15 protein-coding genes are annotated in these 17,533 nt (G+C 67.5%); 5 read left to right on the top strand and 10 right to left on the bottom strand.

All coding sequences use genetic code 11. The features are described from left to right. Positions 1–35: 35 nt before the first annotated feature. The 4 genes from PDM28_RS09015 to PDM28_RS09000 all read right to left on the bottom strand — a co-directional run bounded on the left by PDM28_RS09015 (position 36) and on the right by PDM28_RS09000 (position 3,858). Positions 36–536 (bottom strand): CS1 type fimbrial major subunit, encoded by a 501-nt coding sequence (locus tag PDM28_RS09015; protein WP_102946843.1) that lies wholly within the window; start codon positions 534–536, stop codon positions 36–38. A 68-nt stretch (positions 537–604) separates the two neighbouring features. Then, a complete protein-coding gene (locus PDM28_RS09010) occupies positions 605–1,363 on the bottom strand; it encodes a CS1 fimbrial subunit B flags: Precursor (protein ID WP_311184519.1) in 759 nt (252 codons plus the stop codon). Between the two features lie 338 nt (positions 1,364–1,701). Continuing rightward, positions 1,702–3,150 (bottom strand): amidohydrolase family protein, encoded by a 1,449-nt coding sequence (locus PDM28_RS09005; protein ID WP_311184518.1) that lies wholly within the window; start codon positions 3,148–3,150, stop codon positions 1,702–1,704. Positions 3,151–3,252: 102 nt separating this feature from the next. Further along, positions 3,253–3,858: a glutathione S-transferase family protein gene (locus PDM28_RS09000; protein ID WP_311184517.1), complete on the bottom strand. Its 606-nt coding sequence runs from the start codon at positions 3,856–3,858 to the stop codon at positions 3,253–3,255. 116 nt (positions 3,859–3,974) lie between these two features. Here PDM28_RS09000 and PDM28_RS08995 point away from each other — a divergent pair, with 116 nt between their 5' ends. The 4 genes from PDM28_RS08995 to PDM28_RS08980 all read left to right on the top strand — a co-directional run bounded on the left by PDM28_RS08995 (position 3,975) and on the right by PDM28_RS08980 (position 9,037). Then, positions 3,975–4,955, top strand: coding sequence for a helix-turn-helix transcriptional regulator (locus PDM28_RS08995; protein ID WP_311184516.1), 981 nt, complete (start codon positions 3,975–3,977; stop codon positions 4,953–4,955). Positions 4,956–4,994: 39 nt separating this feature from the next. Continuing rightward, positions 4,995–5,876 (top strand): LysR substrate-binding domain-containing protein, encoded by an 882-nt coding sequence (locus tag PDM28_RS08990; RefSeq protein ID WP_311184515.1) that lies wholly within the window; start codon positions 4,995–4,997, stop codon positions 5,874–5,876. Positions 5,877–6,086: 210 nt separating this feature from the next. Next, positions 6,087–6,689 carry a response regulator gene (locus tag PDM28_RS08985; RefSeq protein WP_311184514.1) on the top strand — a complete coding sequence of 201 codons (603 nt, stop codon included), beginning with the start codon at positions 6,087–6,089 and terminating at the stop codon, positions 6,687–6,689. Then, on the top strand, positions 6,686–9,037 hold the full coding sequence (locus tag PDM28_RS08980; protein ID WP_311184513.1) for an ATP-binding protein: 2,352 nt from the start codon (positions 6,686–6,688) through the stop codon (positions 9,035–9,037). The genes PDM28_RS08985 and PDM28_RS08980 overlap by 4 nt, the downstream gene beginning before the upstream one ends. On the opposite strand, the gene PDM28_RS08975 is transcribed toward PDM28_RS08980, so the two are convergent. The 6 genes from PDM28_RS08975 to PDM28_RS08950 form a co-directional block, all read right to left on the bottom strand. Further along, on the bottom strand, positions 8,982–9,254 hold the full coding sequence (locus tag PDM28_RS08975; protein WP_070207989.1) for a hypothetical protein: 273 nt from the start codon (positions 9,252–9,254) through the stop codon (positions 8,982–8,984). The two genes, PDM28_RS08980 and PDM28_RS08975, sit on opposite strands and share 56 nt — an antisense overlap. Before the next feature lie 127 nt (positions 9,255–9,381). Beyond that, on the bottom strand, positions 9,382–9,786 hold the full coding sequence (gene crcB / locus PDM28_RS08970; protein ID WP_311184675.1) for a fluoride efflux transporter CrcB: 405 nt from the start codon (positions 9,784–9,786) through the stop codon (positions 9,382–9,384). Continuing rightward, entirely contained in the window at positions 9,786–11,087 is a 1,302-nt protein-coding gene (locus tag PDM28_RS08965) for a replication-associated recombination protein A (protein ID WP_311184512.1), read from the bottom strand. The genes crcB and PDM28_RS08965 overlap by 1 nt, the downstream gene beginning before the upstream one ends. A 112-nt stretch (positions 11,088–11,199) precedes the next feature. Beyond that, entirely contained in the window at positions 11,200–11,838 is a 639-nt protein-coding gene (gene lolA, locus PDM28_RS08960; protein WP_311184511.1) for an outer membrane lipoprotein periplasmic chaperone LolA, read from the bottom strand. 64 nt (positions 11,839–11,902) lie between these two features. After that, positions 11,903–13,852 (bottom strand): DUF3857 domain-containing protein, encoded by a 1,950-nt coding sequence (locus PDM28_RS08955; protein ID WP_425507650.1) that lies wholly within the window; start codon positions 13,850–13,852, stop codon positions 11,903–11,905. A 102-nt stretch (positions 13,853–13,954) separates the two neighbouring features. Further along, positions 13,955–16,321 carry a DNA translocase FtsK gene (locus tag PDM28_RS08950; RefSeq protein WP_311184510.1) on the bottom strand — a complete coding sequence of 789 codons (2,367 nt, stop codon included), beginning with the start codon at positions 16,319–16,321 and terminating at the stop codon, positions 13,955–13,957. Between the two features lie 234 nt (positions 16,322–16,555). On the opposite strand from PDM28_RS08950, the gene trxB reads away from it, so the two are divergent. Further along, positions 16,556–17,527 carry a thioredoxin-disulfide reductase gene (gene trxB / locus PDM28_RS08945; RefSeq protein ID WP_311184509.1) on the top strand — a complete coding sequence of 324 codons (972 nt, stop codon included), beginning with the start codon at positions 16,556–16,558 and terminating at the stop codon, positions 17,525–17,527. Positions 17,528–17,533: the final 6 nt, after the last annotated feature.

Raw genomic sequence — 17,533 nt, 5'->3', positions numbered from 1 at the left:
GCGCGGGAGCGCCCCTCGGGTAACAACTCAAACGCTTACGGGGTGCCGCTTTCGAACATCATGAAAACGTTGCCCTGGTAGGTGCCGTGCACGTAGCCGTCGCCGGTCGGGGCGGCAGCGGTGATGGCAACCGCAGCGCGCTTGCTGGCAGCGGCTTCGGTCGAGGTGGCCACTTCAACGGCATTGCCGGCACCGACCTTCAGTTCCTGGCCGGCGACATTGACCGCAAGGTCGATGGCGTTGCCGGCGCTGGTCAGCATGGCTTCGGTGGTCAGGTAGGCGTTGATGGCACCCAGGCCGCTCTTCATGTCGACCTGCTGCTGGATCGGGGCGAGGCTCTGGGTCGCGATGTTCCAGCGCATCTGCTGGGTCTGGCCTGCCCAGTCGCCAACCGGCGAGATCTGCAGGCCGGTGGCCGACGGCACGGTGGCTTCAACAGTCACCTGGATCGGGAACTGCTCGGTGGCGGCCATGGCAGCGGCCGGGGTCAGGATCAGGGCGGCCGCAGCAGCCAGGACGGTGGTCTTGAGGTTCATTGCTTCTTATCTCCAACGGGAAGGTGTCGCCTGGAGTCCGGCGACTGGACGGCGGTTCCGGGCGGAACCTAGGGGCTGAGCAGGACGTCCTTCCGGCTGTCCCCCTCAACGATCTGGAGGCGGTGCACGTGCTCGGCACTACGGGGGAAGCGCTCGGTGCGCTCCGGGAGCAAGTGGATCTTCCGGGTAGGCGAGCACTTGGCGGTCTTGTCGGCCGCGCTGCACTGGCGCACGTCATCGAGCAGCACCGTGGTGTTGCCGGCATTGCGCAGCTGCACGTGCTCGCCGGTGGTTTCGGTCTGCACGTCGTAGCGGGCCTGGTCCGGGTGCACGATCACGAACACGCCGTAGCCGGTCAGCACATTGACGCCGGCCGAGAGCTCCTTGCGGTAGTCGTCGCGCTGCGCGTCGGTCAGGGCGAACTCGTCTTCGGACTGCGGCAGCACCGGTACGAACCGCACGCGGTAGTAGCGCTCGCTGCTGCGGTCACCCTGCACCAGCAGGCGCGTAGCCTGCTGGCCCTGGGCCGGCACGATCATCCGCGACGGGCTGGCGACCAGTCCGGCCTGGCTACCGTCCGCCGTGTCGACGGGGATCTCCTGGTGGCTGCCGTCGGCGGCGTAGCGCACTTCGCTGATCTGAACGCGCACGAATGCGGTCGCGTTCCCGGTGTTGCGAACGCGCTTCAGAAGCGCCCCCTTGCCCGGCTCGGCGTACTCGTACATCGCGCCCACGTGGATGTTGGGTGCGGCGGCCTGGGCCGAATGAGGCGATGCCGACATCGCCATGGTCATGGCTACCGCCAGCGCGGTCATCAGACGCTTCATCGAAGCTGCTCCTGTGATTAACGGGGTGAATGCGAAGGCCAGTTGTCATAACTGCCTTCAATCGAGTGCGCAGCGTAGGCGTCAGCCACCGGTCGCCCCATGCAACTTTTTTCAAGCTGCACTACAACAAGTTGCAAAAGTTGATGGATTGGGTGATTGCCAGCGCCGGAATGCCGGTCGGCGTTGACCAGGTGCGCATCGTAGATTTGTGCTGCAACGCGGCACATTCAATTTTCATCAATGCGCTACTGCAATTTGTTGCAGGAACGCGTATACGAAAACGCCCCGCAGATGCGGGGCGCCGGGTTTTCTCTCTTATTGATGGAGTGTGGCGGGCGTTACTGCTTCGCCGCCTGCTGCCATTGCGCGACCTTCTCGCGTGTCTGCGCCAGCAAGGCATCCAGCGCCTTGCGGTCGTACACCTGGCCGCGCAGCACCACCGTATTGATGGCACGGGTGGCCTGGATGTCCTGCAGCGGGTTCGCATCCAGCAGCACCAGGTCCGCCGCCTTGCCCTGCGCGATGCCGCCGTAGCGGTCCAACGTACCGAACCACGACGGACCGGCGCGGGTCGCAGAAGACAGCGCCTGGGCCGGGGTCAGGCCTTCCTTGACGAACAGGCTGAGCTCGTCGTGCAGGCCGATGCCCGGGTAATTGAACGAATTGAGGAAGCCGGCGTCGGTACCCGCCATCACGGTTACGCCTGCCTCCTGCAGCATCGGCAGCACCGCCGCCACCTGGTGGTACTGCTGGTGGCGCTGCGCGATCTGTTCCGGGCTGGCCTTGGCCGCCCGCTCCACCCGCCACTGGTAGGTGGCCTGCAGCCTGGGACCGATGTAGGCGAGGTACGGGTCGTTGGCGTGGTCGTCCTGGTCCAGGAAGTCCAGGATGCGCCCGCCGTTGAGGGTCGGGGTGACATACACGCCCTTCGCGGCGAAGCCCCGGTACGCAGCCATCGCGGTGTCGTGGTCGAAGCCGGCATCCAGGCGGCGGTTGGCTTCGGCGCGGTCGATCCGCTTGGCGGCGAAGTCGGCGGCGATGGCCGCTTCATCCTTGACCCCGGCCTTGTACGCGTAGTCCAGGTGTTCGATCGAACTGATGCCGGCGTCCACCGCCTGCTGCACGGTCAGCGCCATTGGAATGTGGCCGGAGGCGCGCAGGCCGTTGGCACGCGCACCACGCACGGCCTCCAGAAACAACGGCGGAGTCAGGGTGCTGTCGGTGATCTTGACGAAGTCGACCCGGTCGCGCTTCAGCTTGACGAAAGCCGCATCCAGGTCGGCCTGGTTGCCCACTTCAATGGTGCCCTTCCAGACAGGCTTGATGCCTTCGATCTTGGCGCCGGAGCTGAAAAGCTGCGGGCCTTCCAGCGTGCCGTCGGCAATCTGCCCGCGCCACTGCAGCACCTGTTCGGGCAGGTCGCCGGAGCAGTCGCGGATGGTGGTGATGCCATGGGCGATATACAGCGGCAACAGTGCCTTGTTCTCTTCGATCAGCTCGGGACCACCACCGAAGTGCACATGCATGTCCCACAGGCCGGGAATCAGGTAACGCCCCTTGCCATCGATCTTCCGCGCCGCGGTCCACGCCTTGGCGATGGCGCGGTCATCGCCCACCGCCACGATATCGTCGCCACGCACCACCACCGCCTGGTCGGCCACGGTGGTGGCGTGCTCGACGTCGACCACGGTGGCGTGGCGGATGATCAGGTCGGCCTGCTCGGCGGCCAGGGCGGAGGGCGCCAGCGCAAGCAGCAGCGGGAACGCAGAGAGCACGATGGATTTCATGGCAGGACGCAGTAACGGAAGGACCACCGCACCATACGGCGCGGCGGCCCCCATTCACCAGTTAAATTTCGGCATGCTGCACATTCACAATCCAAATACCGTTCAAACCTCGCCCTGCATCGCCGGGCGTGCCTGCACCGTGGCCAGCCACGCGGCCACTGCCGGGTATGCGGCCACGCTCGCGCCCACGTAGGTGCCATAGCCCACCACCTGCGCCACCACCAGGTCCACCAGCGAGTAGGCATCACCCACCATCCAGGCCTGGGTGGAAAGGCGATCTTCCAGCAGCGCCAGCAGCTGCTGCGCCGCCTCACCTGCCGCAGCGGCCTGGGTAGCGTCGCGCAGCGGACCGTCACCGCTGGCCAGGAACATCCGGTTGATGACCGCCGCGTACGTCACATACGCCCATGCGCACCACGACAACGCCTGCAGGCGTTCCGGGGTGTCGGCCGCCGGCCACAGCCCGCGCGCCACGCCAAAGCGGTCGCCCAGCCACAGGTGGATGGCCAGTCCTTCGAAGATCGGCGTGCCATCCACCACCAGGCACGGCACCTTGCCGTTGGGGTTGATCGCCAGGTACTCCGGGGTGCGCTGCTCACCGTTGCGGATGTCGATACGCACCCGGTCGTGGGCCACGCCCAGTTCGGCCAGCGCGCATGCCACCGGGGTGGCGCTGGACATCGGGTGCCAATAGAAGACGAGGGACATGCAGTACTCCTGTAAGTGTCGGGGGAAGAGGTGCGCCGGAAGGCCCTTGCACCGTGGCCACAGGCTAGCCACCATTGCGGACAGATCCTGTCCTCGACAGGCGCGACCCTGCCGCCATGCTTACGACCTCTGCCCGTCTGTTGCGCCTGCTGGCGCTGCTGCAATCCCGGCCGCACTGGCCGGGCAATACGCTGGCCACCGACATCGGCGTGCACCCGCGCACGCTGCGGCGCGACATCGAACGCCTGCGCGAACTGGGTTACCCGATCCAGGCCAGCAGCGGCGTCGCCGGCGGCTATGCATTCCGTGCCGGTCGCGCGTTGCCGCCGCTGCTGCTCGACGACGAGGAAGCATTGGCCGCCGCGCTCGCCCTGCGCATGGCGGTGAGCGGCACCATCAGCGGTATTGAGCAGACCGCGATCACTGCGCTGGTGAAGATGGAACAGGTGATGCCGGCGCGACTGCGTCGCCGCCTGGATGCGCTGCGCACCGCGATCCTGCCGATCGACCAGAGTGGCCCGCTGGTCGACGCGCGCCTGCTGGCGACGCTGGCCGGCGCCTGCCGGGACCAGTTGCAGCTGCGCTTCGACTACGCCGACCGCCAGGGCCAGCCCAGCCATCGCCAGGTGGAACCGCAGGGCGTGGTGCATGCCGAGAGGCGCTGGTATCTGGTGGCGTGGGATACCACGCGCAGCGACTGGCGCACTTTCCGCATCGACCGCATGACCAGCACGCCCGAGGTAGGCGTGCACTTCCGTCCCCGCCCCTCCCCGGCCAACGGCGACCTGCGCGCCTTTGTGAGCCAGTCGTTGACGATGGGTCCGCACGGCGACGAAGCGCGGATCGTCCTGCACGCTCCGATCGAGACGGTGCGCGAGCGCATGCCCGGCTCGGCCGGTGTGCTCGAGGCGCTGGATGCGCAGCGCTGCCTGCTGCGCTGCGGCGCGCATCCGCAGGGCGCGGTCGTGTACTGGCTGCTCGCCCTGGAACTGGAGTTCGAGGTGCTCGGCCCGCCCGCGCTGCACGTGATGATGCGCGACGCCGGTGCGCGCGTAGCGCGCAGCCTCGCCCGCGCCAGCGCGGTGGTCGCGGACTGACTATGCTGCAGCTTCCGCATTCGTTTTCTGGATAGCGCCATGCCACCCAGTGCCGCTTCGCATCGCACCCTGTTCGAGCTGGACCTGCTGCGCGCGATGGTCATGGTCGCCGACTGTGGCAGCTTCACCACCGCCGCCGCGCGCCTGCATTCCACCCAGTCCACGGTCAGCCAGAAGATCCGGCGCCTGGAGCAGCTGGCCGGCCACCCGCTGCTGGTGCGCGGCAACCGCGACGTGCACCCCACCGATGCCGGTCACTCGCTGCTGGGCATCGCCCGCCAGATGCTGGCCCTGAACGACCAGATGGGCGAAGCGCTGGCCGGGGCTACGGTGGCGGTAACGGTGCGCTTGGGCGTGCCCGAGGATTTCGTCAACCCGCGCACGACTGCCCTGCTCGGCCGCTTCACCCGCCGCCACCCGCAGGTGAAGCTGGAAGTGACCAGCGGGCTCAGCCGCGACCTGGCCGCGGCCTACGACCACGGCGAACTCGACCTGGTACTGGTCAAACAGCGCCGCAACAGCCGCCAGGCGATGGCGTGCTGGGCCGAACCGATGCGCTGGGTGGACAGTGCGCGCAGCCCCTGCATCGCGCTGGATCCGGTTCCGCTGGTGACCTTTCCACCGCGCGGGCTGTACCGCGACGAGCTGATCGCGGCGGTGGAGGGCCTGGGCCGGCGCTGGCGGATCGGCTTTACCAGCTCCAGCCTCGGCGGCATCCAGGGCGCGGTGGCCGACGGCATGGGCATCAGCCTGCTGCCGGCGCGCGCGGTGACCCGCGAGCATCGCGTGCTCACCGCGAAGCAGGGACTGACACCGATTGACAGCATCGAGATCGCGATGCTGCATCGGCCGACGGCCGATGCGCTGGTGGTGGAGTTGGCGTCACAGTTTGCACGCCTGCTGGACCGCGAGCGTCGGTGACCGTTTTCCTGTGCATCATTCCGAAGGGAGCGTTCGGATGCGCGCAGAAAGTGACGGAGCTCTCGTACCGGGCATAGGAATAGTCCTAATCTGACATCAGAGTATCTCTGCAGTACGGTGAAGCAGTAAGAATGGCGCAAATCCCACGATTGCGTGCCTCCATTGTCCCGACGCTATCCCGGCTCCGTGTACGGACCCCTGCAACCCGCCGTGTTGAACATCGCGCTGCTCGATGATCACGACGTGGTGCGGCATGGCAGTTACGTGCATCTCTCCCAGGACCCGCGCTTCCACGTGGTCGGCAACCATGCCACCACCCGGGCGCTGGTCAACACGCTGCTGCACCACCTGGTCGACGTGGCGGTGGTCGACTACACGCTGGCCGAAGGCGACCTGCAGGGCATGGAACTGCTGCGCATGCTGCGGCGCCGCTTTCCCCGGGTGCGCGTGCTGATGTTCTCGGCCAACGTGCACCACGTGATGATCTCCAACACGCTGGCGGCCGGCGCGGCGGGCGTGATCTCCAAGGCTGAAACCCTGGATGAGCTGGCACGGGCGATCGGCCGGGTGGCCGCCGGCCATGACCACGTTCCGCTCAACTACCGCGACGAACACGCCGAACACCGGCTCTCGCAGGCCGAGCGCGAAGTGCTGCAGTTGTGCCTGAGCGGCTTGACCGTGACCGACATCGCGCAGCAGCGCCACCGCAGCATCAAGACCATCAGCACCCAGAAGCATGCGGCGTTCCGCAAGCTGGGCCTGCGTACGGATCGCGACCTTTTCACTCTGCGCCACCAGCTGGCGGTGTGGTGAGAGGCGACCGGATCGCGGCTGGCATCCTGGCCGGGGTGCTGGTCGTCGCGCTGATGCCGGCCGTCCTCGGCCAGCCGGAGCCACGCCTGGTGCGTGTAGCCACCGACCCTACCCAGCACCGGCTGCTGGTCGCCGACGGTCGCGCCGCGCGCGATGCCAACCTTATCAGCGGCTATGCGCAACTGGTCTCGGAGCAGACCGGCATGCGCTTCCAGGAACAGCCGGTGGAGTCGACCACGGCGGCCCTGGAGGCCATCTGCAACGGCCGCGCCGACCTGATGCTGCTGCTGGGACCGCTGGACAATGCGCCATGCACGGCCTTGGCCGCCTCGCCCGCCTACTACCGTGGACAGACCCTGCTCGCCAGCCGACACATCCATGCGCAGCCGCCGGAGTTCGCACATCTGCGTCGCGTGGCCGTGATAAAGGGCAGCCGCCTCTCCGAATGGCTGGCCGCCTACCACCCGCATTTGCAGGTGGTCGGCCTGCCTACCCTGCGTGAAGCCCTCACCGCGGTGGAGGCCGGCGTAGTCGATGTGGCGATGGAGCTGGACGTGGCCATGCGTCCGGCGGTGCGGCGCGAATTCGGCGACAGCCTGCTGTTGCATGGCGGTCCCGCCAGCCTGCCGGGCAGCCTGCACCTGGTGGTACGCCACCGCGATCGCCCGATGCTCGACCAGATCCACCAGGCGATGCGCTCGATCAGCCCGCAGGAGCACGCCATGCTGATGCAGCGCTGGACCAAGGCCACCTACCTGAGCGGACCGTCTCTGCAGGTGATGTCGCGGCACTTCCAATGGGAGCTGGTGACGATGGGCCTGACCCTGTCCCTGCTGCTCGGCGCCGGCGGCTGGATGTACCGGGCGCGGCAGTCGGCACGCCGCAGCGAACGCCAGCAGGCGCGCTTCCTCGCCACCATGAGCCATGAGGTCCGCAATGCCGCGCAGGCACTGGTGACCTCGGTCGACCTGCTGCACCAGTCGGCGCTCGACCACGGCCAGCGCCAACTGGTCAACGCCGCCCGCTCGGCCGGTGTCAGCCTGCGCCACCTGCTCGGCCACGCACTGGACTACGAACGCGTGGCCAGTGGCGAGCACCTCCCCATCCCGGGCTGGCAGGACCTGCGCCAGCTTGCCCGCGAGTGCATGAGCGTGGCCCGCCCGGCGGCAGACACCAAGGGACTTTCCATGGTGCTGCTGCAGCACACCGAGCCGCTGCCGCGCATCTGGATCGATGGCGATGCGTTGCGCCAGGTGCTCAGCAACCTGCTGGGCAACGCCGTGAAATTCACCGACGTCGGCGAGGTGGAAGTGACCCTGTCGCTGCAGCAGCGCGACGACACCGCGCAGCTGCTGCTGGCAGTGCGCGACACCGGCATCGGCATCCCCGCCAACCAGCATGAGGCCGTGTTCAAGCCGTTCTCGCAGGCGCATGCCCGCCACTCACGCGAACTGGGCGGCGCCGGTCTCGGGCTGTCGATCTGCCGGGACCTGGTACGCGGCATGGGCGGCCAGCTGCACCTGCACAGCGTGCCCGGCGAAGGCAGCTGCTTCGAAGTGCGGCTGCCGGCGGTGATCGAAGGCGGCGGCCAGGACATGAGCGCGCAGCCGCTGGCCGGGCGCACCCTGCTGCTGGTCGAGGACCACGCCCTGAACCGCACCGTGGTGGCGCGCCAGCTGGAAGTGCTCGGCGCCTCGGTCACGGCCTGCGGCGACGGTGCCAGTGCGCTGCGCATCCAGGCCACCGAACCGTGCAGCATCGTGCTGCTGGACTGCGTGCTGGATGACATGAGCGGTTACGAGCTGGCGGTGCAGCTGCGCGACCTGGAACGTTGCCATGCGCGCATACCGGCGGTACTGGTGGCGATTTCGGCCAACGACTCGGCCGGGCATGAGGAGCGCTGCCGCAGCTGCGGCATGGACGCGGTGCTGTGCAAACCGCTGGAGGTGCGCCGGTTGCTCGATGTACTGCAGCTGGGCGATGCCGGCACAGCGGACGAACGGGACGCCAAGGCGATACCCTGCACCGAATCGGTCTGGAACGGCTACCTGCAGTCGCTGCAGGACGAGTTGATGGGCCTGAACGACGCGCTGCGCCAGCAGGCGGTCAACCGATTCCGCCACCACGCGCACCGCTTGTCCGGGGTATTGCGCGTACTCGGGCAGTCGGCCCTGGCGGCCATTGCAGATGACCTGCACGAACTGGAGCTGGACGACGCGACCGGTTGGGTGGAAGCCGAACGACTGCTGGGCTACCTGCGACCGGCCGTGGCCGAACTGGTGCGGGCCGCGCTTACTTCAACTGCAGTGGATAGCGCTGCCACAGCACGTGCACCAGGAACCCCGTGAGCTCGGCGTCCTTGGCGGTGATCGAGGCGCGGATCTTGTCCAGCAGCACCATGTCGCTGCAGGTGCGCACATCGGCGTGGTCGGCCTGCCCGGCGCGGCGGGCACGGTAGCGCGCCGCACGCTGCGCATCGGTCATGGCGTAGCCGAACGTGGGCGGACGCCCGCGCTTGCGCGGCAGCATCAGTTCCAGGGTGCCGGGATCTTCTTCATCACGCATGACAGGGCTGGTGGCGGCACGACGGGGGCGAAACAATATCGTGATCCGGCACGTAAATCCAGAAAAACCACTGCATTTTCACCGCACGACGGTAGAGCCGGGCTCTGCCCGGCTCCACGCGAACCCATCATCGCGCGACAGACGCCTCGGCCAACCGAGCCCCCAACCAGACCAACGCAAACCCCGCGACCAGACTGATGCCGATATAGGTAGGCATCACCCACCCCTTCCCATTCCGCACCAGCAGCACCGCTTCCAGCATCATCGACGAGAACGTGGTCAGCCCGCCGATGATGCCAACCACCGCGAACGCCCGCCAATACACCGCCGCGCTGCCCCGGGTCTGCAGCCACACCGCGATGTAGCCGATGGCGAACGCACCGATCAGGTTCGCGGTGAGCGTGCCCCACGGAAAACTGCTGCCGAACTGGCGCCACATCGCATCGCCGATGATGAAGCGCAGCGCCGCACCAAGCGCGCCGCCCAGCATGACCAGGCCGAGCTGCTGCCCCCAGGTACCGAATCCGCCGATCACGACTGCCCCTTGCGCGCCCTTGCCTGCTCACGCTCGGCGCGCAGGCGGTCCAGCTTTTCCTTCAGCTTGATTTCCAGCCCGCGCGCCACTGGCTGGTAGTACACGCGCTCGCCCATGGCGTCCGGGAATCCGGTCTGGTCCAGCGCGATGCCGCCCTCGGCGTCGTGGTCGTACTGGTAGGTCGCGCCGTAGCCCAGCTCCTTCATCAGCTTGGTCGGCGCATTGCGCAGGTGAAGCGGCACCTCCTGGGTACCGGTCTCGCGCACTTCCTTCTTTGCCAGGTTGAAGGCCGCATAGCCGGCGTTCGACTTGGCGGTGCTGGCCAGGTACAGCACCAACTGGGCGAAGGCCAGCTCGCCTTCCGGGCTGCCCAGCCGCTCGTAGATGTCCCAGGCTTCCAGCGCCATCGACTGTGCGCGAGGGTCGGCCAGGCCGATGTCCTCGATCGCCATGCGGGTCAGCCGCCGTGCCAGGTAGGACGGGTCGCAGCCGCCATCCAGCATGCGCGTGAGCCAGTACAACGCCGCATCCGGATTGGAGCTGCGCACCGACTTGTGCAGGGCCGAGATCTGGTCGTAGAACTGCTCGCCGCCCTTGTCGAAGCGACGGGTGCGGTCGGCCAGCACCTGCACCAGCATCTCCGGACTGATCCGCCCGCCTTCGCCGCCGGCCAGTTCGGCCGCGATCTCCAGCAGGGTCAGCCCGCGCCGCACATCGCCATCGGCGGCGGTGGCGATTTCCAGCAGCGCCTCCGGCGTAACCTGCAGGTGCTCGCTGCCCAGCCCACGCCCGCTGTCGTGCAGCGCCCGCTCCAAGGCTTCCACAATGTCGGCCGGCGACACTGCTTCCAGCACGTGCACGCGGCAGCGCGAGAGCAACGCGGAATTGAGCTCGAACGAAGGATTCTCGGTGGTTGCGCCGACGAACACGATCGTGCCGCGCTCGATATGCGGCAGGAACGCGTCCTGCTGGGCCTTGTTGATGCGGTGCACCTCGTCGACGAACAGCACCGTGCGCCGGCCCTCGGCAAAGCGCTGCGCCGCTTCGGCCAGCACCACCCGCACTTCCGGCAGGCCGGACAGCACCGCCGAGATCGCACGGAACTCGGCATCGGCATAGTGGGCCAGCAGCAGCGACAGCGTGGTCTTGCCGCACCCGGGCGGCCCCCACAGGATCATCGAGTGCACGTGCCCGGATTCGACCGCGCGGCGCAGCGCACTGCCCGGGGCGAGCAGGCGCTTCTGCCCGACCATTTCATCAAGGGTCTGCGGGCGCATCCGCTCGGCAAGCGGGCGCATGTTGTCCCGATCCACGCTCAGCAGATCGGGGCCTGGGGATGTCGTTCGGTTTCTGGCCACGTACGTATTGTATGGCCGAATCACGTAGCGCCGGGCCCTGCCCGGCTGCGCGTCAATTCCCGATGACGTCGGTGCCCTTCGGCGGGGTAAACGTGAAGGTACCCGGCTTGAACGCCGGATTGCGCTTCCACCCGCTGAAGCTGATCACGGTGCGCTGGTTGACTGCATCGGTCACTTCCATGCGCGCCAAGCCCTGCGCATTGAAGCCCAGCGCGGCGTACTGGAACGAGGTCTCGGTCTCACGCTTCGGGCTCAGCGACAGCCACTGGAGGCCGTCGCGCGGCGCCGCTTCTTCGCTCACGTCGTACTGCTGGTCCAGCAGCTTGGGGTTGATCAGCGCGGTCAGCGGGCTGTTCTGCTCTTCGGCGCCCTGCGCACGCTTGGTCGCCTGCTCCAGGTCCTTCTCGTACACCCAGACGTTCTTGCCGTCGGCCACGATCAGCTGCTCGTGCGGCTTGAGGTACTCCCAGCGGAACTGGCGCGGCGCCGACAGCGCCAGAGTGCCGCTGGTGGATTCCTTGACCTTGCCCTTGCTGTCGAACACCTGCTGGCTGAAGTCCCCGGACAGGCCCTTGAGGTCCTTGGTGAACTTGTTCAGTTCATCCCGGGCACCGGCCCAGGCGGTGGCCGAGCCGACGCTGGCAACCAGCAGCGTGGCGGCAACGAGGGAGCGGCGGAAGGTGCTGTTCATGCGGGTATCCAGGCAAGATTTGGAGGATGCCCGGCAGTGTGCCCGGAGCATCCTGAATGGGGGATCATGGAACCGACTGCACGGTACGAAGATCACCGTACACGACCTGGCCGCGGAAACCGCGCCGTACCTGCTGGTACAGCTCGCGGAACGCGGCATAGTCGCCGGGCTGGCACAGCGCCTGCGCGCCACGCACGGCCCGTTGGTGCAGGCGGTGCCGGGCCACGATGGCCTGCCCTTCGCGACGCCACTGCAGCTGGTACTCGCCGGCGGCGTTGTGGAAGTCCAGGTCGCGCGGCATCGCCACGATCGGCACCCCGGCCGGGTACTGCAGCCGGTAGGTCTCTTCGCGCAGGCTGTCGTTGCAGTAGAACGGGGTCGCGTTGTCCGGCGCCGACGTGGTGGTGTAGATGTCGCGGAACGACTCGCCACCGGGCGGGTCCGGCAGCACCATGCCGCCGACCACGCCGAAGTCCACGTAGTCGGTGGCGTGGAAGTCGTAGCGGTAGTTGAACGGACGGGTCAGGTCCTGCGGGTCGCCCAGCAGGGTCAGGGTGCCACTGCCGTCGAAGCCGGACGACGCCATGATCGACTCCTCCACCCGCGCCCGGTTCTGCGCATTGAGCCGGGCGAACGCGCCGCGCATGCCGATCTCGCTCACTTCGCGCGGCTGCTGCACGGTGCGGCCCTGCACGTCGCCGCCGGGCGAGAACTCGAAGGTCACCTCGAAGCCGGAACCGTTGCGCGCCGCGTCGTTGTCCGGGGTGCGTGCCACGGTGGCCTGGCGGGTATGCAGTACCGGTGCGCCCAGGTCGGCGTCGGGCAGCTGGCCGAAGCGCGCGTAGGCGCTGGTGGAATCCAGGTACAGGTCGAACTCGGGCACGTAGGTGATGGCGTGGTTGAAGCGGCCCAGCATCGGAATCGCCGGCAGGGTCGGCCCGCCGCCGGCGCCGATCAGCACCGGCGTGCTGTCGATCCCGCGCGCGGCCAGCAGCGCCTCCAGGATCACCACGTGGTCCTTGCAGTCGCCGTAGTGGTTGTCGAGGATGCTCTGCGCCGGGTTCGGCTCCAGCCCGCCGTTGCCCAGGTACACCGCCACGTAGCGGATGTTCTGCGAGACCCAGCGGTACAGCGCGGCCGCCTGCTCGCGGCGGTCACTGATGCCGCGGGTGACCTCGTCGGCCAGCGCCTGGATGCCCGGGGTCACGTTGGCCGCCTCGCCGCCCTTGAGCTGGTAGGCGCGGGCCACCTGCGCCCAGTCGCGGTAGGTGCTGGCCATGATGGTGGGGCTGAATTCCCAGGGCTGCGCGGTCCAGTTCTGCACCGGCATCGGCTCGCTGCGGCGGTATTTCCATGTCCAGCGGGCCTGGCCGTTGCGTACGGTCGGCGCCTGGCTGCCCTGCACGCCGCGCTGCTGCACGTACATCGGCAGCGACGCCGGCGCGGTCAGGGTGACTTGGGCATCGTCGTACTGCTGGAACACGTTGAAGGTTTCCCACAGGCTGAAGTAGCCGGGGAAATACGGCACGTTCTGGGTGCGCCGGGTCTGGTAGACCACCCGGGTGCCGGGGGCCAGGTTCGGAAACACCACCACCTTGACCTTGCGGTCGGCATACATCGCCGCCGCCGCGCTGGAATAGCTTTCCTGGGTGTAGATGCGGTCGGCCGGCACGTCGCGGCGCTGGCCATCGGCGGTGAGCGTGTAGGCCGAGAGCACCTCCAGCGTTTCCATCTTCTCGCTGTAGCTCAGCCGCACCTGGCTGAACTGCTCCACGGCCGCCTTGGTCTTGAGCAGGATGTCGTAGGACTCGGTCTGCACGTTGCTGGCGTCGGCGCGCACTTCGTAGTCGGCGCGGTACTGCACGAAGCTGAAGTTGTTGCTGGCCTGGGTGTCGTTGGACGCCGGGGCGGAGGTGGGGGCGATGGCGGGCACGGGAGTGGGCGCCGGTGCGGCGGCCTGCGCCATGACCTGCAGGGGCGCCCATGCCAGTGCACACGCGGCAATCCATGACATGCGAATCATCGTCGTTCCTTGGTTGTTCATGCCGTCATGGTCGCCGTGCAGCCACGCAGGGCGTGGCTCTACCGCAGTACATCGGTGTTCCCGATACAGACGTTACTTCGGCGGCGGTGGGGCCAGTACGCTGCGGTCACCGTTGTGTTCGGGCGGGCTGACCACGCCGGCGTTTTCCATCGCTTCGATCAGGCGCGCGGCGCGGTTGTAGCCGATCTTGAGCCGGCGCTGCACGCCGGAAATCGACGCGCGGCGCGTTTCGGTCACGATCCGTACCGCTTCGTCGTACAGCGGGTCGGACTCGTCGCCGGCCGCGGCGCTGGTTTCGGGCAGGCCGCCCGCGCCCACCACCACGCCGTCGCCCATCATCTGCACTTCGTCCAGCACGCCGCTGATGTAGTCGGCCGGGCCGCTGGCCTTGAGGTGTTCGACCACGCGATGCACTTCCTCGTCCGACACGAACGCGCCGTGGACACGGTCCGGCAGCGCGGTGCCCGGCGGCAGGTACAGCATGTCGCCGTGACCCAGCAGCGTTTCCGCGCCGGACTGGTCCAGGATGGTGCGCGAGTCAATCTTGGAGCTGACCTGGAAGCCGATGCGGGTCGGGATGTTGGCCTTGATCAGGCCGGTGATCACGTCCACCGACGGGCGCTGGGTGGCCAGGATCAGGTGGATGCCGGCCGCACGGGCCTTCTGCGCCAGGCGCGCGATGAGTTCTTCGACCTTTTTGCCGACAATCATCATCATGTCGGCGAATTCGTCGATGAAGATCACGATGAACGGCAGCGTTTCCAGCGGACGGGGCGGTTCGCCCAGCTCGGGATTCGGCTTGAACAGCGGATCCATCAGCGGCTGGCCGGCGTCTTCGGCGTCCTTGACCTTCTTGTTGAAGCCGGCCAGGTTGCGCACGCCCACCGCGCTCATCAGCTTGTAGCGGCGTTCCATTTCGGCCACGCACCAGCGCAGGCCGTTGGCGGCCTCCTTCATGTCGGTGACCACCGGCGCCAGCAGGTGCGGAATACCCTGGTAGACGCTCAGTTCGAGCATCTTCGGGTCGATCATCAGCATCCGCAGGTCTTTCGGCGAAGCCTTGTACAGCAGGCTCAGCACCATCGCGTTGACCGCCACCGACTTGCCCGAGCCGGTGGTACCGGCCACCAGCAGGTGCGGCATGCGCGCCAGGTCGGCCACGGTCGGGCGCCCGGCAATGTCCTTGCCCAGCGCCAGGGTCAGCGGACTGGCCGACTTGTCGTACTCCTTGGAGCGCAGCAGTTCGGACAGGTAGATCATTTCGCGGGTGACGTTGGGGATCTCGAGGCCCACCACCGACTTGCCCGGAATCACGTCGACCACGCGCACCGACTTCACCGACAGGCCGCGCGCGATGTCCTTGTCCAGCGAGCTGATCTGGCTGACCTTGATGCCCGGCGCCGGCTCGATCTCGAAGCGGGTGATCACCGGGCCCGGGTAGGCGCCGACCACCTGCGCATCGATGCGGAAGTCCTTGAGCTTGAACTCGATCTGGCGCGACAGCGTTTCCAGCGTGGTCTCGTCGTAGCCCTTGGGCTGCGGCTTGGGATCGTCCAGCAGCGCCAGCGGCGGCAGGTCCGAACCGTCGCCATTCACGCCACGGAACATCGGAATCTGGGTCTCGCGCTTGGCGCGGTCGCTCTTCTCCAGCACCGGCTCCGGGCGCGGCTCGATCTTGACCGGCTCGCGCTTGGCGCGCACTTCGGCGTCGACCTTGCGCACTTCCTGGCGCTCCTCGCGCATGGCGCGGGTCTGCTGCCATTCGTTGGCCTGCTCCTTCTTCTTGCTGAGCAGCGGCGGAAGAGCCAGCACGGCGCGGCCGATCTTCTCCATCACCACGAACCACGAGATGCCCGTGGCCAGCGTGATCGAGGCCAGCAGCAGCACCAGCACGAACATGTTGGCGCCGAGCGCGCCGAAACCGGCACTGAGCGAATTGCCGACCAGGCGGCCAAGGATGCCGCCGGCATGGCCGACATCGCCGCTGAACAGGCGCAGGTGCAGGAAGCCGGTGCCGGCGATCAGGAAGCCGACCAGCCCGACCAGGCGCAGCGCCGGGTCCAGGTCGTGCTCGCCCTTGCTTTCGCGCTTGAGGCCGAACATCGCAAACCAGGCCAGCGCGCCGAGCACGATCGGCAGCAGGAAGGCCATGTAACCGAACAGCTGCAGCAGCACGTCGGCCACCCAGGCCCCTACCCGGCCTCCCATGTTCTGGATCGGCGCGACCACGCTGCCGGTGTGCGACCAACCCGGGTCAGACGCGGAATACGTGAACAGACTGGCAATCAGATAGAGCAGCGCCGGGGCGATCGCGATCAGGCCGAGATCGCGCCACAGACGCTGTTTGCGCGGGTTGTCGACCGGCGCCGCAGCCGCGGCACGGCGCGATGCCGCCTTGCCGTCGGCAGACTTGGATCGTTCCGGGACCTGCTTCGCCACCTTAGACCAGACCTTGGGAATGCACTGTTAGTCCTTGATAATAAACGACTGATGCCGAGGCCGGTAGGGTTCGGCGCCAATTCTCCGGCGCAGGGGTTGCGAATGCCCTGCTGGCTCACCGCGTTCCGCTGCTCGCCTTGAATCAGCCGCCCCCAGCCGCCACTCTATGACCTGTCTTGGACGCCGGGCAATGCACCGCCAGCGCCCCGCCCCATCATCTCTTTGCGAGTCTACATGAGCAATTCCAAGCCTTCCCGCCACCAGAAGCTGGTCATCCTCGGTTCCGGCCCGGCCGGCTGGACCGCCGCCGTCTACGCCGCGCGCGCCAACCTGAAGCCGGTGGTGATCACCGGCCTGCAGCAGGGCGGCCAGCTGATGACCACCACCGAGGTGGACAACTGGCCGGGCGACGCCCACGGCCTGATGGGCCCGGACCTGATGGCGCGCATGCAGGCCCACGCCGAGCGCTTCGAGACCGAAGTGATCTTCGACCACATCCACACCGCCGACCTGAAGCAGCGCCCGTTCAAGCTGATCGGCGACAGCGCCGAGTACACCTGCGACGCGCTGATCATCGCCACCGGCGCCACCGCCAAGTACCTGGGCATTCCGAGCGAAGACGCCTTCAAGGGTCGCGGCGTGTCGGCCTGCGCCACCTGCGACGGCTTCTTCTACCGTGACCAGGACGTGGTCGTGGTCGGCGGCGGCAACACCGCCGTGGAAGAGGCCCTGTACCTGTCCAACATCGCCCGCAAGGTCTACCTGGTCCACCGCCGCGACACCCTCAAGGCGGAAAAGATCATGCAGGACAAGCTGTTCGCCAAGGTCGCCCACGGCAAGATCGAAACCGTGTGGCACCACCAGGTGGAAGAAGTGCTGGGCAACGAAGCCGGCGTCACCGGCGTGCGCGTGAAGTCCACCCTGGACGGCAGCACCCGCGACATCGACGCCCACGGCTTCTTCGTCGCCATCGGCCACCACCCCAACACCAGCCTGTTCGACGGCCAGCTGACCATGAACAACGGCTACCTCGACATCCGCTCCGGCCTCGGCGGCAACGCCACCCAGACCTCGGTGGAAGGCGTGTTCGCCGCCGGGGACGTCGCCGACCAGCACTACCGCCAGGCGATCACCTCGGCCGGCTTCGGCTGCATGGCTGCACTGGACGCCGAGCGCTACCTGGACGCGAAGGGCGAGCTGGGCTGAGTGCGC

The organism is Stenotrophomonas aracearum (genome assembly GCF_031834615.1).
Taxonomy (GTDB): domain Bacteria; phylum Pseudomonadota; class Gammaproteobacteria; order Xanthomonadales; family Xanthomonadaceae; genus Stenotrophomonas; species Stenotrophomonas aracearum.
Note: the sequence above shows the minus strand (reverse complement) of the source record. Positions and strands in the feature narration are given on the sequence as shown.

What these genes read in the sequence shown, in the direction of transcription:
- PDM28_RS09015 (WP_102946843.1), bottom strand. Translation starts at nt 536, where the DNA reads ATGAACCTCAAGACCACCGTCCTGGCTGCTGCGGCCGCCCTGATCCTG.
- PDM28_RS09010 (WP_311184519.1), bottom strand. Translation starts at nt 1,363, where the DNA reads ATGAAGCGTCTGATGACCGCGCTGGCGGTAGCCATGACCATGGCGATG.
- PDM28_RS09005 (WP_311184518.1), bottom strand. Translation starts at nt 3,150, where the DNA reads ATGAAATCCATCGTGCTCTCTGCGTTCCCGCTGCTGCTTGCGCTGGCG.
- PDM28_RS09000 (WP_311184517.1), bottom strand. Translation starts at nt 3,858, where the DNA reads ATGTCCCTCGTCTTCTATTGGCACCCGATGTCCAGCGCCACCCCGGTG.
- PDM28_RS08995 (WP_311184516.1), top strand. Translation starts at nt 3,975, where the DNA reads ATGCTTACGACCTCTGCCCGTCTGTTGCGCCTGCTGGCGCTGCTGCAA.
- PDM28_RS08990 (WP_311184515.1), top strand. Translation starts at nt 4,995, where the DNA reads ATGCCACCCAGTGCCGCTTCGCATCGCACCCTGTTCGAGCTGGACCTG.
- PDM28_RS08975 (WP_070207989.1), bottom strand. Translation starts at nt 9,254, where the DNA reads ATGCGTGATGAAGAAGATCCCGGCACCCTGGAACTGATGCTGCCGCGC.
- PDM28_RS08965 (WP_311184512.1), bottom strand. Translation starts at nt 11,087, where the DNA reads ATGCGCCCGCTTGCCGAGCGGATGCGCCCGCAGACCCTTGATGAAATG.
- lolA (WP_311184511.1), bottom strand. Translation starts at nt 11,838, where the DNA reads ATGAACAGCACCTTCCGCCGCTCCCTCGTTGCCGCCACGCTGCTGGTT.
- PDM28_RS08955 (WP_425507650.1), bottom strand. Translation starts at nt 13,852, where the DNA reads ATGTCATGGATTGCCGCGTGTGCACTGGCATGGGCGCCCCTGCAGGTC.
- trxB (WP_311184509.1), top strand. Translation starts at nt 16,556, where the DNA reads ATGAGCAATTCCAAGCCTTCCCGCCACCAGAAGCTGGTCATCCTCGGT.